Origin of the sequence: Variovorax pasteuri, from assembly GCF_051216435.1 — a bacterium.
Lineage (GTDB): Bacteria > Pseudomonadota > Gammaproteobacteria > Burkholderiales > Burkholderiaceae_C > Variovorax.
Window position 1 is genome coordinate 176,121 of the sequence record NZ_JBPJZS010000007.1, and the last position, 14,613, is coordinate 190,733.

Below are 14,613 nucleotides of genomic sequence, written 5' to 3' on the forward strand. Positions count from 1 at the left end.
AGAAAAGAGAGAGAGAAGACCCATGTCCTTGGCAACGCTCGCCCACCGCCACCCGCGCATCGTGGACTGGGGCATCCACATCGACCGCACGCCGGCCGCCGGCTGGCTCGCGCTGCAGTTCACCGCGCTGGTGCCGACCTGGGCCTGGATGGTCCAGCGCATGCGCGACGGCTCCGACGATCCGATGGGCCTGCTGGCGCTGGTCGCGCTCGCCGCGCTGGCCTGGCATCGCCGGCGCGAACTGCGCGCTTCGCCGCGCCTGGGCTGGCTCGCGCTGGCGGGCGCGGGCACCGTGCTGGCGACGCTGCTGCGCACCGGGCTCGGCCTGGTCCCTGCGTTGCCGCCGCTGGCGGCGGGCCTGGTCGCCGTGCTGGCGCTGGCCTGCGGCCTGCTCGCGTTCCTGCCGCGGCGCGTGGCGGCGCTGCCGGTGGTCGGCCTGTCGGTGCTGGCGCTGCCGCTGCTGTCGTCGCTGCAGTTCTATGCCGGCTACCCGCTGCGCGTGGTCACCGCCGAGCTCAGCCGCTGGCTGCTGGCGCCGGGCTTCGAGGTGGCGCGCGAAGGCGCGACCCTCATGATCGACGGCCGCCTGGTGATCGTCGATGCGCCCTGCTCCGGTGTGCAGATGGTGTGGCTCGGCTACTTCACGGCCTGCGCGGTCGCGCTGTGGGCCGGCCGCAGCGACCGCGGCTTCGTGCGCCGCCTGCCGATGGTCGGCCTCTTCGTGCTGGGCGGGAACATCGTGCGCAACAGCGTGCTGATCGCCTTCGAAGGCGCGGGCCATCCGCTGGCGCCCTGGGCGCACAACGCACTGGGTCTGCTGGTGCTGGCCGTGGTGTGCGGCGCCATCGCCCGGCTGATGGTGCCGGTGCGTCCCGCGCCTGAACTTTCCGAACAACCCATTCCGGGCCTGATCACCACCCAGGGAGGCCGCCGTGTCGACACCGTTCTTTGAGCGCTGGTTCGCCAACCATTTCATCAACCGCATCGGCCACAAGTCGGCCTTCGCGCTGGCGATGGTGCTGTGCATGGGGTGGTCGCTCACCGCGGCGGTGCGCGCGCCGGCCGGGCCGGTGGCCGCGGCCACGTCGCATGAATGGCCCCGCGAATGGGACGGCGCGCCGTTGCGCCCGCTGGCGCTGAGCGAGGTCGAGCAGCGCTTTGCCGACAACTTTCCAGGCGCGATCGGCCGCATGACCGACGGCACGCAGACGCTGGTGATGCGCGCGGTGACGCAGCCCACGCGCATGCTGCACCCCGCGGTGGACTGCTACCGCGCGCTGGGCTACCGCATCGAGCAGGCGCGGCTGGAGCGCGATGCGCAGGAACGCCTGTGGCGCTGTTTTGTTGCGCAACGGCACGGCGCGCAAAAAATCCGCGTCTGCGAGCGGATCGTGGATGCCCGGGGCACGGCTTTCACTGACACTTCAGCCTGGTACTGGGCGGCGGCCAGCGGCCAGTCGCATGGCCCATGGCAAGCTGTCACCGTGGCGAGACCGATCTGAGAAAACGTGCCTGTGAAGAAGACCCTGCGATTTGTGCTTTATGGCCTGCTGGCCCTTGTCATTACTGCGTGTGTAGCTATCTTTTTGATAGTCAAGCTCGCGCTCGCGCCCGCCGCCGGCGAGTGGAGCACCACCGTGAAGGCCGGGCCGCTGAACTTCGAGATCGGCGTGCCGACCGCGGTGCGGGTGGCCACCTCGCCATGGTTCGCGCCGTACCTGAACGGGCGTTCGCTCGACACCCGCTTCGGCACCGTGCGCTTCGCCTGGAAGCCGGCCGGCGAGCTGCTCGAAATGCAGTGCGTGCCCTGCAGCGCCGAGGTGTCGGCGCTGGGCACCCAGCCGATCAAGGTGGAGCGCCTGGTCGCCACCGTCAAGCGCGACGGCAACATGCTCGCCGGCACCTTCGAGGCCATGCCGCTGAGCACCGACACCACCCCGCTGCAGGGCCAGTGGGACGGCAGGCTCGCACCCAAGACCCTGCATCTCAACGCCAGCGTGCAGGACGCGCCCATCGCGCGCTGGTACGCGGTGCTGGTGCCCACGCTGCCCGAGCTGCAGCGCGCGCGCATCGGCGGCACGCTGGCGCTGCGCGGGCAGCTCGTGCTGCCCGAGGCCACCTTCGCAGTGCAGCCGACCATCGGCCAGTTCACGGTCGAGGGGCTGGGCACCGAGGCCATGCTGAACGCGCGCACCAGCTGCGGCCCGTCGGCCAAGCTCGGCAACGACAGCTGGCTGGCGCGCGCGGTCATCGCGGCGGAGGACCAGCGCTTCTTCACTCACACCGGCTACGACCTGACCGAGATCCTCGCGTCGATCGACAACAACCAGAAGCCCGGGCAGATCCGCCGCGGCGGCAGCACGCTCACGCAGCAGCTGGCCAAGCTGCTGGTGACGGGCAGCGACCGCACCGCCGAGCGCAAGCTGCGCGAGCTGCTGTACGCCGTGGAAATGGAGCAGACGCTGGGCAAGGCCCGCATCCTGCAGCTGTACCTGGACAACGCGCCGTGGGGCGGCAACCTCTGCGGCGCCGAGGCCGCGGCGCGCCGCTACTTCAAGCGCAGCGCACGCACGCTGGAGCCGGCGCAGGCCGTGTGGCTTGCGGCCATGCTGCACAAGCCGCAGGCCGTGCTCGAACAATGGCGGCGCGACGGCCACATCGACGCCGAACGCATCAAGTGGGTGGCCGAGGGCATCCGCGGCATCAGCCGGAACCAGCGCGAGGCGCTGCTCAAGGGCGTGGCCGCGGCGAAGTTCACGGCGCCCGAGGCAACCCCATGAATCCCATGAATCCCATGACGCTGAACGTCTCCGACATCGAAGCCATCGAGCGCGCCACCGTCGCGGCCGTTTCGCCCGACCTCACCGAGGAGCTCGACGGCTGGCTGCTGCCCTTCGCCGACGGCACCGTGAAGCGCGCCAAGTCGGCCGTGCCGCTGCACCGCGGCGCGGTCGATGCCGCCACGCTCGACCGCATCGAGGACCGCTACGCCAGCCGCCAGGCCGCGACCGCGCTGCGGCTGGCCGACGCGCCCTGCTTCGAAGGGTTGCGCGCCGAGCTGGAACGCCGCCATTACAAGGCGGACGCCCCGACCTGCGTGCAGGTCGGCTCGGCGCAGCGCATGCGGCAGGTGGCCGCGCCCGGCGTGGCGCCGGCCGATGTCGACAGCGCCCCCGACGACGCGTGGGCCGCCTTGTTCCTCGGCGAGGGGTTCGATCCGGTGGACGGCGCGCACCGCGTGCGCATGCTGTCGCGCGCCAAGGGCACGCTGTACGCCAGCGTGCGCGAAGGCGGGTGCACGGTGGCGGCCGGCGCCATGGCGTTCGGCCACGGCTGGGCCAGCGTGCACGGCATGCGAACCGACAAGGCACAGCGCGGACGCGGCCTGGCGGGCCGCGTGTTGGCCGGGCTGGCGCAGGCGGCGCTGGCGCAGGGGTTCGAGCGGGTGTTCCTGCAGGTCGACGCGGCGAACCCTGCCGCGCTGGCGCTGTACCGGCGCGCCGGCTTCGAGACGCACTGGCAGTACAGCTACTGGACGAAGTAGGAAGACCACGCAGAGACGTGCACGGGTGGCGCCGGGCGCGGGTTAGTGCCACCATGGCCGCATGACGAACGCCAACCACCACGCCAACCACCCCACCGATCCCGTCGCCGTGCCGCGCGGCATCGACCACATCGTGGCCGGTGTTTCCACCAGCGACGGCGACGGCGTCAAGCTCACCCGCGTGCTGCAGCAGCCGCTGCAGAAGCGCCTCGACCCGTACCTGATGCTCGACGCCTTCGGCAGCGACAACCCGGGCGACTACATCGGCGGCTTTCCCAACCACCCGCACCGCGGCTTCGAAACCGTCACCTACATGATCGCGGGCCGCATGCGCCATCGCGACAGCGCGGGGCACGAGGGCTTGCTGGAGAACGGCGGCGTGCAATGGATGACCGCGGGCCGCGGTCTCGTGCACAGCGAGCTGCCCGAGCAGGAAGAAGGCCTGATGGAAGGCTTCCAGCTGTGGCTCAACCTGCCCGCCAAGGACAAGATGCGCGAGCCCTGGTACCGCGACATCCAGAGCCAGGAGATTCCCGAGTTCACCACCGCCGCCGGGGTGCATGTGCGGGTGATCGCGGGCGCGAGCCACGGCATTGAGGGCGCGGTGCGGCGCGAGCACACCGAGCCGCTGTACCTCGACATCACGCTGCCGCCGGGAGCGGAGTTTGCGCAGCCGCTGCCGCACGATCACAACGTGCTGGTCTACGTGTTCCGCGAATCGCTGTGGATCGCGGGCAGCGAGATTCCGACGCGCCGCATGGCCATCCTTGCCAACGACGCGGCCAGCGACGGCGTGGTGCTGCGCGCGGGCGCCACCAACCACAGCCCGGCGCGCGCGCTGCTCATCGCGGGCAGGCCGCTGCACGAGCCCATCGCGCAGTACGGCCCCTTCGTGATGAACACGCAGCAGGAGATCAAGCAGGCGATGCACGACTTCCAGAACGGCAAGCTGGGCTGATGTAGTCGGCCGCCTACCGCAAGACGGCATGGGGCACGGACGCGGCCCCACGCACGGCTGCCTAGATTGCAGCGATGCCCCTCACGATCCGAAAAGGACAGGCGCCTGACACGCTGCAGCGCGCCCAGTTCCATGAACGCTTCATGCAGCCTTTCCAAGACCCGGCCTTCCAGGCCGAGGCCGAAGCGCTCAAGCGCATCGAGCTGGTCGCGTGGGAGGCCTACGAGGAAGGCCGCAAGGCACCGGTCACGCGCAAGGCCGGGCCGGGCTATGCCGATCCCGGCTACGACCTGTCCGTCGACTGGCTCGACGCGAAGGCGCGCATCGATGCGGCGCAGGCCGCATGGGGGCTGCCGCAGACGCGCTCGCGCGTGCTGCTGGTGAACGCCTCGCCGCGCAACGACGGCACCTGCCCCGGCGAAATCTCCAAGACATGGCGCATGGCCGAACTGGCGCGCGAGGTGCTCGAAGGCAGCGGCATCGAAGTCGACCTGCTCGACCTGAGCCTGGTCACCTCTGAATACGGCCGGCAGATCCATCCCTGCAAGGGTTGTGTTTCCACCGCCATGCCGCTGTGCCACTGGCCATGCAGCTGCTACCCGAACCATTCGCTGCGCCAGACCGGCGACTGGATGAACGAGATCTACGAGCGCTGGGTGTCCGCGCACGGCGTGATCCTGCTCACGCCCACGCACTGGTACCAGGCCACGAGCCCGCTGAAGCTGATGATCGACCGGCTGGTGTGCGCCGACGGCGGCAACCCCGACCCGAGCAGCACCCACGGCAAGATGCCCGAGGAAGCCAAGGCGCTCGAGCTGGAAGGCGGGGGCTGGGGCTACCCCAAGCACCTCGACGGCCGCGCCTACGGCGTGGTGGTGCACGGCAACGTGGCCGGCGTGAAGAGCCTGCGACGCAACCTCTGCGACTGGCTCGACTGGATGGGGCTCGTCGACGCCGGCACGCAGGCGCGGCTGGACCGCTACATCGGCTACTACGAGCCCTACGCCACCAGCCATGACGTGCTGGACGCCGATACCGACATGCAGGAAGAAGTGCGCAACGTGGCGCGCGCGGTGGCCCGCGCCGTGGGCGAGTTGCGCGCCGGCAAGCTGCAGCCGCCCGACCGCGGGCTGAAGCGCCCGCGGCCCAAGTAGGGAACGCACGCCTGTCCGGCACGCGGTGCGGTGTTCACCGTTCTTTACGCAAGCTCACGCCGGGCTAACGGATGCGATACAGAGGTCTTCCACACTTCGTCTCACCTGCTGCCCATCGGCGGCAGTCTTCGAAAGGAAGCACTTCTCATGATCTCTCTTCGCCAACGCATCGTCTGGGCCAGCCTGCTCGGTTCGGCCGCCCTCGCCTCTTCGGGCGCCTTCGCTCAAGCGCCGGTCGCACCCTCCGCAGCCGCACCCGCCGCCGCGGTGGCCCAGGCCGACAACGCTGCCGCGCCCAAGGCGCAGCACAAGCGCATGGACCCCGCCAAGCGCATGGAGCGCATGCAGGAGCACCGCGCCAAGCGCCTCGCCGAGTTGAAGGAAAAGCTCAAGCTGAACGCCGGCCAGGAAGGCGCATGGAGCACCTTCACCGCCGCGAGCCAACCGCCGGCCGGCGCCCGCCCGCCGCGCATGGACCGCGCCGAGTTCGCCAAGCTGACCACGCCGCAGCGCCTGGAACGCATGCAGGCCCGCCAGGCCGAACGCAGCGCCATGTTCGCCAAGCGCGCCGAGGCCACGAAGACCTTCTATGCCGGGCTGACGCCGGAGCAGCAGAAGACCTTCGACGCCGAGACCGTGCATTTCGGCGGTCACGGCGGCCCCCGCGGTCACCACGGCCACGGCGGCCCTGACGGCCAGCGCGGTGCGGCACCTGCCAAGGGCTGATCTTCGCCACGTAGAAAAAAGCCCGCAGCGCGAAAGCGCTGCGGGCTTTTTCCTGCGTGCGTGGCCGGGTTACTTCGGCGTGCCGGTCTTGTCGGTCGGGTTCGTCGCCACGTCCGGGCGCTCGCCCTTCTGGCCGAATTGCGGCTTGACCTTGCGGCCGGTCTGGCTCACTTCGGCGCGCGACATCTCGCCGGTGGGCTGCGGCGTGGCGTTGGGCTGGTGGTTGAACGTGGTGCTGGCTTCACCCTTGGGCACCATGCTGTTGGCGTTGTTGCGGTTCTGCGCGCGCGCTTCGGCCTTCACGGCTTCGCGCGAGTTCGGCATCGAGTTGTCGGGGCGCTGCGGCGGATTGGCCACGCCGGCCGGCGTCATGGTGCTGGCCTCGCCACCGACCGACGCGTCGGGGGCGGCGGGGATCGACGTGGTCTGCGCCATGGCCATGCTGGCGGTGCCCAGCAGCGCGGCGAGAACCGTGGCGTGAAAAGTGGATGACTTCATGGTTGTGCTCCTTGTGGCTTGTCTCGGTTTGGATGGATGAAAACGCGGGCTGCTTTCTCCAGGCCCTGAAATCACCGTAGGAGCGCCGAATTCCGTGCCATGTGGGGGTGTGGCAGGCATGCCTGTAGGAGGTCGCGCCCCAGGCCTGAAAGGGGCGAGAGAAGGTGGCCCGTTCCTACAGTCAGGATGCGTTCAGCCACGTACAACCCGTGCAACGATGTCTTCCTCGCCCATTCCATCCGCTGACGCAGCGCCAGTGACCACCTCGTTGAAGGTCATGACGGTGAACACCCACAAGGGTTTCACCGCGCTGAACCGCAAGTTCATCCTGCCGGAGCTGCGCGATGCTGTGCGCACCGTGGGGGCCGACGTGGTGTTCCTGCAGGAGGTGCTGGGCACGCATTCGCGCCATGAGCGCAAGGTGAGCAACTGGCCCGAGGCGCCGCACTACGAATTCCTGGCCGACACCATGTGGCCGCAGTTCGCCTACGGGCGCAACGCCGTGTACCCCAAGGGCCACCATGGCAACGCGGTGCTGTCCAAATTCCCGATCGTGCATTTCCGCAACCACGATGTGTCGGTGAGCGGCCCCGAGAAGCGCGGCCTGCTGCATTGCGTGCTGCGCCTGCCGGGCCGCACGGTCGACGTGCACGCGATCTGCGCGCACCTGGGCCTGGCCGAGGCGCATCGGCAGCAGCAACTGGAGTTGCTGTGCCATATCGTGCGCGACGAGGTGCCGCCCGACGCGCCGCTGATCGTGGCCGGCGACTTCAACGACTGGCGCGGCCGCGCGCACGAGGTGCTCGCAAAGGGCGCCGCGCTGCGCGAGGTGTTCGTGCAGGCCAACGGCCGCGCGGCCAAGACCTTTCCGGCGCGCTTCCCCGTGCTGCAGCTCGACCGCATCTACGTGCGCAACGCCGGCGTGCATGCACCCGTGGTGCTGCCGCGCCGGCCGTGGTCGCACCTGTCGGATCACGCGCCGCTGGTGGCCAACATCGATCTCTGAGATTCCCGAGGTTTTGCGAGCATTCCCATGAACAACAACCATTGGATCGGTGGCAACCGCATCGAGTTGCTCGAGAACGGCGAGCAGTTCTTCCCTCGCGTGTTCGACGCCATTCGCCATGCGAAGCGCGAAGCCATCGTCGAGACCTTCATCCTGTTCGAGGACAAGGTCGGCCTGCAGCTGCACGCCGCCATGCGCGAAGCCGCGCAGCGCGGCGTGAAGGTCGACCTGATGATCGACGGCTTCGGCTCGCCCGACCTGTCGCGCGAGTTCATCGAGGGGCTGACCTCGGTGGGCGTCAAGGTGCGCGTGTTCGACCCGGGCTCGCGCTTCATGGGCCAGCGGCTCAACGTGTTTCGCCGCATGCACCGCAAGATCGTGGTGATCGACGGCGAGCGCGCCTTCGTGGGCGGCATCAACTACTCGGCCGACCACCTGATGGACTTCGGCCCCAAGGCCAAGCAGGACTACGCGGTGGAGCTCGAGGGCCCGATCGTCGCGCAGATCCATCAGTTCGTGCTGCGCGCCATTGCGCTGGGCGGCAGGGGCGCGGGGTGGTTCCGCCGCCGCCTGAAGCTGGCGCCGCCGGTGCGGCAAAGCCATGCCGGCGACGCCGACGTGATGTTCGTCACGCGCGACAACCGGCGCCATACCAACGACATCGAGCACCAGTACCGCGCGGCCATCCGTTCGGCGAAAGAGCGCATCGTGATCGCCAACGCGTACTTCTTTCCGGGCTACCGGCTCATCAAGGAATTGCGCCGCGCGGCGCGCCGCGGCGTGGACGTGCGGCTCATCCTGCAGGGCGAGCCGGACATGCCCATCGTGAAGACGGCCGCGAGCATGCTGTACCACCACCTCATGCATGCCGGCGTGCGCATCTACGAGTACTGCGAACGGCCGCTGCACGGCAAGGTCGCGCTGATGGACGACAAGTGGAGCACCGTGGGCTCGAGCAACCTCGACCCGCTGAGCCTGTCGCTCAACCTGGAGTCGAACGTGATCGTGCGCGACACCGCCTTCAACGGCGTGCTGTGGGAGCGCATGGACCAGCTGATGCGCCACAGCTGCAAGCAGATCGAGGAGGCGGACCTGGCCAGCGAATGGAGCGGCTGGCGGCTGGTGCGCAGCTTCTTCGTGTTCCACATCCTGCGCTGGTATCCGGCGCTGCTGGGCCGCCTGCCGCGCCACGTACCGCGCCTGACGCTGGCCGAGGCCACCGACCTGGCCAGCCGGCGCGACTCCGGCCTGAGCAGCCCGACCGGCGGTGCCACGCAGACGGAAGCCGCCTGAGGCCCAGCCGATGAGCGCAGCGCCGGGCAGCCCCAAGCAAGCGCGCACCGCAGTGCGAAGCGCGAAGGTGCTCGTATGAACGCAGCGCCGGGCCGCCCCAAGCAAGCGCGCACCGCAGCGCGAAGCGCGAAGGTGCCGCCATGAGCGCGATGGCTCTCTCCCGCACCGCCTGGTGGCCCTGGGCCCGCCGTGTGGCCGTGTGGGGCTTCTTCGCGCTGATCGCCTGGCTGCTGGTGACGCAGGCGCGCACCATCGACTGGGGCGAGGTGCTCGGTGCGATCCGCGCGTTGCCCGCGAGCGCGCTGCTGGCCGCCGGCGCGCTGGTGGTGTGCAGCTTCGCGCTGTACAGCACCTACGACCTGCTGGGCCGGCATGTGACGAAGCACCGGCTGGGCACCGGCACGGTGATGGGCGTGACCTTCATCAGCTATGCGTTCAACCTCAACCTGGGCTCGCTGGTGGGCGGCGTGGCGTTCCGCTACCGGCTGTATTCGCGCCTGGGGCTGGGCAACGACACCATCACGCGGGTGCTGGGCTTCAGCATGCTGACCAACTGGTTCGGCTACCTGGTGGTGGCGGGCGCGGCCTTCTGCTTCTGGCCGCTGGCGCTGCCGCCGGGCTGGAAGATCGGCAACGAGGGGTTGCGCATCCTGGGCGCGGCGCTGCTGGCGGTGGCGCTGGCTTACCTGGTGCTGTGCGCCGTGGCCAAGGGGCGCGTGTGGCGCGTGCGCGGGCATGCGTTCAAGACGCCGGGCCTGCCGATGGCGCTGCTGCAACTGGCGATGTCGTGCGCCAACTGGTCGCTGATCGGCGGCGTGATCTGGTTCCTGCTGCAGGGGCAGGTCGGCTATGTGCACGTGCTCGCGGTGCTTCTTGTGGCCGCGGTGGCGGGCGTGGTCACGCACGTGCCCGCGGGGCTCGGCGTGCTGGAGGCCGTGTTCGTCGCGCTGCTGGGGCATGCCGTGGCGGAAGCGCAGTTGCTCGGGGCGCTGCTGGCGTACCGCGGCCTGTATTACCTGCTGCCGTTGGTGGTGGCGACCTTGGGCTACCTGGCGACCGAAGTGCGCGCCAGGCGGCTGCGCGCAGGGTCCTGACGGCCCCACGTACTCGCTTGCCACGCAGTTGGCCTGTCGAAAAACAGGACCGATGTCGCAACAATCAGGAGTCAATTGTTGCGACGCAGCAATTTCGGCGCGAGAAGCCTATAGTGGGCCGACCTCCTCCAAGCCCTGCGCACGCCCCACATGCCGTCTCTCCATGCCGCCGCCCGTCCGAATCATCCGCTCACGCAGTGGCTCGACCTGGCGCTCAAGACCCACGAGATGCTGTTGTCGTCAGGTTCGGTGATCCGCATGCGGACCGAGCGCATGGCCAAGGCGGGGCTCACGCCCACCGCGGCCGACCTGGCCGAGTTCCAGCTCATGGGCCAGGAGAAGCTGGCCGCCGCGAGCGAATCGGGCATGGCGATGGCACGGCAGTGGCATCACAGCCAGGTATCGCTGGCCAGCCGCACGCTGCAGCAATGGATGCAGGGCACCACCGCCTTCTTCCTGCTGGCTGGCAGCGTCACGCCGGCCCAGGCGGCGGCGAACGGCGATGCCTTCGTGCAGTCGGCCGCCGGCTCCGTCAACGCCGCGAGCCAGCTGCCGGGCATCGCGGCGGGCATCGCGCGCGAAGGGCTCAAGCCGATCCATGCGGCCGCCACGTCCAACGCGCGCCGGTTGGCCGACCTCGAGGCCTGAAGAAAACGTTCAGGCTTTCGCCGGCACCAGCGTCAGCAGCGTGATTTCAGAAGGCGCGCCGAAGCGCTTCGGCGGGCCCCAGTAGCCGGTGCCCCGGCTCACATAGACCCACATGTCGTGCAGGCGGTGCAGTCCCGCCGTGAAAGGCTGCTGCATCGGCACGAACAGGTTCCACGGAAAGAACTGGCCGCCGTGCGTGTGGCCCGACAGCTGCAGCTGGTAGCCGGCGGCGGCGGCCAGCGTGGCGCTGCGCGGCTGGTGCGCCAGCAACACGCGCGTGTGCACCAGCGGAGGGGCGTCGTGCAGCGCCAGGTGCGGGTCGCTGGCGTGCGCCGCGTCGAAGTGCCCGGCGGTGAAGTCGGTCACGCCGGCCAGCACCAGCGCGCTTTCGAACAGCTCTTCGTCGGTCTGCGCACCGCGCACGTTGCGCGTCTGCAGCACCACGTGCTCGTTGAGCAGCACCTTCAGGCCGAGCCGGCGCAGCTCGACGATCCAGGCGTGCGCGCCGGCGTAGTACTCGTGGTTGCCCGTGACCACGAAGGTGCCGTGGCGCGCGCGCAGGCCCGCCAGCGGCGCGATGTGCTCGCGCAGTTCGGGCACGCTGCCGTCGACCAGGTCGCCGGTGATCGCGATGGCGTCCGCGCCCAGCCGGTTGACCGCATCGACGATGCGCTGGATGTACGCGCTCCTGATGGTCGGGCCCACGTGGATGTCGCTGAGCTGCGCGATCGTGAAGCCTTCGAGCGCCTGCGGCAGGCCGCTGATCGGCACGTCGACCCGCTTCACGCTGGCCGTGCGGCGCGCGTTGAAAAAGCCGACGGCCGACGTGGCCGTGGCCACCGCCAGCACCGCCAGCGCGCTCCAGGGCTTCAGGCTGTTCCACGGCACCTGCACGCCGCCCGCGGCACTGGCCAGCCAGGTCAGCCCCAGGCCCGCGTCGCGCACCACGGTCAGCACGAACATCGAGGAGAACCAGCCCATGCTGATCAGGCCGACCCATTTCAGGACGGCGCCGGCCGAGCCGTCGCGCCCGACGCGGCGCGACACAAAAGGCAGGGGAATCGTGGCTGCGGACACCCCCAGCGCAAGCAGCGCCAGCGGCCAGGCAGGCGTGAGCGCGGCCAGCGCGGGCAGCAGGCGCAGCGCAATGTAGACGTGAAGCAGCGCGGTGAGCGCGCTCAGGGGACGGATCGGCATCGGGGCAATGGGTTCGGGCACTGCCCGGGATACACCACCTGCAAGGCGCATGCCGCGCATTCAAGACGCCGCGGTACGCGGGAGCCGCTATTTTTTCTATAGCGCGAGGGGCCCGGATAGCGGGCGCTGTGGCCGGCAAGGAGCCCAAGAAAAGCGCCGTCGCCACGCGGTGCCGGCGCCCACTTGCACGCCCTTTCGCGCCCTTTCGCGGCGTTACTGCACCGCGCGTGTGCCGGCCGACGCCATGTCGGTGCCCGCCGGCCAGACGAAGGTCGCCTTGGCCGACGCGCCTTCCGGCACGCGCACCTGCTGCTTGAGCACCTGGCTGCCCAGGCGCGCTTCCACCTCGTAGCTGCCCGGTTCGAGCCGGGCCACCATGAACGGACCGCCCGAGGTCACGTTGTCGATCAGCGCCACGCCGTGGCTGTCGCGAACGGTGACATGCACGTTGGCCGCGAAGTCGGCGCCCTTGCTGTCCTTGACCGCGAATTCGAAGGTGGCGGGCCAGCGCGGCGCCACCGTCTCCATCAGCTGGGCTTCATCGCTGCCGATGCCGCCGCTCATGTACTCGACGCCGTGCGACATGTAGATCGGCGGATTCACCGCCGCCTGGGCCGACGACAGCGCGCCGAGCAGAGCGGCGCCGCAGAACAGCGCGGCCGCCAGGGGCCGCATGCGCGATGGAAAACGGGGGGTCATGGTCTGGATCCTTTCCTGGTCGACGTGGCGAGCGGCCACGGTGCCACTGTGCGCGGCGTGGCTTAGGAAAGGCTGACCTGGAAAATGAAAACAGGCCGCCATGCGGCGGCTGAGAAATGCAACAGGCCACCTTTCGGCGGCCTGTGGACCTCAACGGCTCAGCGCGCGGCGGCCGAGCTCTGCGCCAGCGTCTGCGTCTGCGGCAGCTGCGGCGCCACCGAGGCCATGTCGAAGTTCGACGGCCAGACGAAGGACGCGCGCGCCGGCACGCCGGCGATCACCACCAGCGACTGCGTCAGCGTGAGGCCGCCGAGCGTCACGTTCACGTCGTAGGCGCCCGGGTTCAGGCGCGCGAGCATGTACGGCGACTTGGTCTGCACGTCCATCACCAGCTGGCCGGTGTATTTCTGGCGGATCTGGACCGCGGCCTTGGCCGGGAAGCCGCCCTGCTGCGCGCCCTTGCCGTCGCTCACGCCCAGCGCGATGGTGGCGGCCCAGCGCGGCGACACCATTTCCATGAAGGCAGCTTCGTCACGCGCGGCGCCGCCGCACATGTACTCGATGCCCTGCGCCACTTCGATGGGTGGGTTCGAGAGCGCATGGGCCGGTGCGACCAAGGCCGCGGCCCCGAGGAATGCTGCTGTGCCGCTCAATACCAGCGCGGCCAGTGGCCGGCGGAGACGCGAAGGGTTCATTGCTGTGGGGTCCTCGATCTTGCGTAACGTGAAATCCGTCAAGGATTTTGCTTAGCAAGAGTCGGGCTAGATATAGCGTTTACGAGGAACGATCTGCGGATTCAAGTTGAATGCTATTGTTTTCATAGCTGATGACCTCCGTGTGACGCGCGCTCCGGCTACTTTTGTTAACAAGCCTCACGGAAACCCTGATCCGGGTGGTTTCGCCGCGTTTTGACGCGTTCTGGCGTCCGAATCCGCAAACGTGCATGGGTGCAGGCCTACAGCGGTGCATGGCGCAGCGCGATATGAATGGCGCAACAGACACAAGGAGCTTCGGCCATGACCCTCGAATCGACGATCAACGAGTTCAAGCGCGTGGACGCCCAGCGGGCGGACTACCCCGGCGAGCACCTCGCCGTGCTGGGCGCGGGCGTGTTGCTGCTGCTGGCAGCGGGCCGCAGCCGGTCGTTCCTGATGCGCGTCGTGGTGGGCGCGGCCGGCGGCGCGTTGATCGGGCGTGCGGCGAGCGGCACCGGCGGCATCGCGAAGCTGGCGGGAGCGTTGCAAGGCGGGGGGCTGTCGTGGCCGCGGCGCTGAGCGGCCGGCAGCAAGCCGCTGCACTGAACGGGCAGCAGCAAGCAGCAATACTGGACGGGCCGCCGCAAGGAGCGGCGGGCTCGCAGCGTTACTGGGCGCCGTGCCTGGCCGTGGCCCTGGTGGCCGTGAGCCTCTTCTATGTGGCGCTGACCGACTTGCTGAAGGAGCGCGCCGCGCACGTCCCTGTGCCGGTGAGTGTGGTCCCCGCCGTCGTTCAGCCGCCGCTGGCAAGCGTTGGCGCCGACGATGCGATGCCGGTGTATGCGCCCGCGCCGCCCGTTCGGGCCTACGTTGCGCGGGCCGTGCCCTCGTCCTCCATCGCCGCCGAGCTCTCGCCCGTGGTGGCCACACCGGTTCGCATGGCGGTGACCAAGTGCGTCTCGTCTTCGGGCACGGCGGAGTATTCCGATGGTCCGTGCGCCGACGGTTCGCAGGCTTCGACCTTGAAGCTCCAATGACAAACGCCCGGCGGGGCCGGGCGTTCGTTGCGTGTCGTCGGTGCGGCAGAGAACCGACGACGCT

The 14,613-nt window shown here is 69.4% G+C and carries 17 protein-coding genes; 13 read left to right on the top strand and 4 right to left on the bottom strand.

Annotated elements, in window-relative coordinates:
• The first annotated feature begins 22 nt into the window (after positions 1 to 22).
• The 7 genes from xrtQ (at position 23) to ACSFBM_RS24000 (ending at position 6,382) form a co-directional block, all read left to right on the top strand.
• Positions 23 to 952, top strand: coding sequence for an exosortase Q (xrtQ, locus tag ACSFBM_RS23970; RefSeq protein WP_435486615.1), 930 nt, complete (start codon positions 23 to 25; stop codon positions 950 to 952).
• Complete coding sequence (locus ACSFBM_RS23975; RefSeq protein WP_435486616.1) at positions 933 to 1,502, top strand: hypothetical protein; 570 nt, start codon at positions 933 to 935, stop codon at positions 1,500 to 1,502. The genes xrtQ and ACSFBM_RS23975 overlap by 20 nt, the downstream gene beginning before the upstream one ends.
• An 84-nt stretch (positions 1,503 to 1,586) precedes the next feature.
• Positions 1,587 to 2,780, top strand: a complete 1,194-nt coding sequence (locus tag ACSFBM_RS23980) for a biosynthetic peptidoglycan transglycosylase (RefSeq protein WP_435486617.1) — start codon at positions 1,587 to 1,589, stop codon at positions 2,778 to 2,780.
• Positions 2,777 to 3,544, top strand: coding sequence for a GNAT family N-acetyltransferase (locus ACSFBM_RS23985; protein WP_435486618.1), 768 nt, complete (start codon positions 2,777 to 2,779; stop codon positions 3,542 to 3,544). The genes ACSFBM_RS23980 and ACSFBM_RS23985 overlap by 4 nt, the downstream gene beginning before the upstream one ends.
• Before the next feature lie 61 nt (positions 3,545 to 3,605).
• Entirely contained in the window at positions 3,606 to 4,502 is an 897-nt protein-coding gene (locus ACSFBM_RS23990) for a pirin family protein (RefSeq protein ID WP_435439822.1), read from the top strand.
• Between the two features lie 74 nt (positions 4,503 to 4,576).
• Entirely contained in the window at positions 4,577 to 5,656 is a 1,080-nt protein-coding gene (locus tag ACSFBM_RS23995; RefSeq protein WP_435486619.1) for a flavodoxin family protein, read from the top strand.
• 147 nt (positions 5,657 to 5,803) lie between these two features.
• Complete coding sequence (locus tag ACSFBM_RS24000; RefSeq protein WP_435486620.1) at positions 5,804 to 6,382, top strand: Spy/CpxP family protein refolding chaperone; 579 nt, start codon at positions 5,804 to 5,806, stop codon at positions 6,380 to 6,382.
• Positions 6,383 to 6,451: 69 nt separating this feature from the next.
• Here the strand turns inward: ACSFBM_RS24000 and ACSFBM_RS24005 are convergent, their stop codons facing one another.
• On the bottom strand, positions 6,452 to 6,880 hold the full coding sequence (locus ACSFBM_RS24005; protein ID WP_435486621.1) for a serine/threonine protein kinase: 429 nt from the start codon (positions 6,878 to 6,880) through the stop codon (positions 6,452 to 6,454).
• Positions 6,881 to 7,097: 217 nt separating this feature from the next.
• On the opposite strand from ACSFBM_RS24005, the gene ACSFBM_RS24010 reads away from it, so the two are divergent.
• From ACSFBM_RS24010 to ACSFBM_RS24025, 4 genes are all read left to right on the top strand, one after another.
• Positions 7,098 to 7,886 carry an endonuclease/exonuclease/phosphatase family protein gene (locus ACSFBM_RS24010; RefSeq protein ID WP_435486622.1) on the top strand — a complete coding sequence of 263 codons (789 nt, stop codon included), beginning with the start codon at positions 7,098 to 7,100 and terminating at the stop codon, positions 7,884 to 7,886.
• A gap of 27 nt (positions 7,887 to 7,913) precedes the next feature.
• Positions 7,914 to 9,179 (top strand): cardiolipin synthase ClsB, encoded by a 1,266-nt coding sequence (gene clsB / locus ACSFBM_RS24015; protein ID WP_435486623.1) that lies wholly within the window; start codon positions 7,914 to 7,916, stop codon positions 9,177 to 9,179.
• A gap of 140 nt (positions 9,180 to 9,319) precedes the next feature.
• Complete coding sequence (locus ACSFBM_RS24020) at positions 9,320 to 10,273, top strand: lysylphosphatidylglycerol synthase domain-containing protein (RefSeq protein ID WP_435486624.1); 954 nt, start codon at positions 9,320 to 9,322, stop codon at positions 10,271 to 10,273.
• A gap of 150 nt (positions 10,274 to 10,423) precedes the next feature.
• The gene (locus ACSFBM_RS24025; protein ID WP_435486625.1) at positions 10,424 to 10,921 is read left to right on the top strand and encodes a polyhydroxyalkanoate granule-associated phasin; all 498 of its coding nucleotides are present in this window, start codon (positions 10,424 to 10,426) and stop codon (positions 10,919 to 10,921) included.
• Between the two features lie 9 nt (positions 10,922 to 10,930).
• On the opposite strand, the gene ACSFBM_RS24030 is transcribed toward ACSFBM_RS24025, so the two are convergent.
• The 3 genes from ACSFBM_RS24030 to ACSFBM_RS24040 form a co-directional block, all read right to left on the bottom strand.
• Complete coding sequence (locus tag ACSFBM_RS24030) at positions 10,931 to 12,178, bottom strand: metallophosphoesterase (protein ID WP_435486626.1); 1,248 nt, start codon at positions 12,176 to 12,178, stop codon at positions 10,931 to 10,933.
• Positions 12,179 to 12,331: 153 nt separating this feature from the next.
• Positions 12,332 to 12,817: a hypothetical protein gene (locus ACSFBM_RS24035; RefSeq protein ID WP_435486627.1), complete on the bottom strand. Its 486-nt coding sequence runs from the start codon at positions 12,815 to 12,817 to the stop codon at positions 12,332 to 12,334.
• A 158-nt stretch (positions 12,818 to 12,975) separates the two neighbouring features.
• Complete coding sequence (locus ACSFBM_RS24040; RefSeq protein WP_435486628.1) at positions 12,976 to 13,512, bottom strand: hypothetical protein; 537 nt, start codon at positions 13,510 to 13,512, stop codon at positions 12,976 to 12,978.
• A 321-nt stretch (positions 13,513 to 13,833) separates the two neighbouring features.
• Between ACSFBM_RS24040 and ACSFBM_RS24045 the strand changes: the two genes are divergently transcribed.
• Both ACSFBM_RS24045 and ACSFBM_RS24050 read left to right on the top strand, forming a co-directional pair.
• A complete protein-coding gene (locus tag ACSFBM_RS24045; protein WP_435486629.1) occupies positions 13,834 to 14,091 on the top strand; it encodes a hypothetical protein in 258 nt (85 codons plus the stop codon).
• The gene (locus ACSFBM_RS24050; RefSeq protein WP_435486630.1) at positions 14,076 to 14,549 is read left to right on the top strand and encodes a hypothetical protein; all 474 of its coding nucleotides are present in this window, start codon (positions 14,076 to 14,078) and stop codon (positions 14,547 to 14,549) included. The genes ACSFBM_RS24045 and ACSFBM_RS24050 overlap by 16 nt, the downstream gene beginning before the upstream one ends.
• Positions 14,550 to 14,613 lie beyond the last annotated feature (64 nt).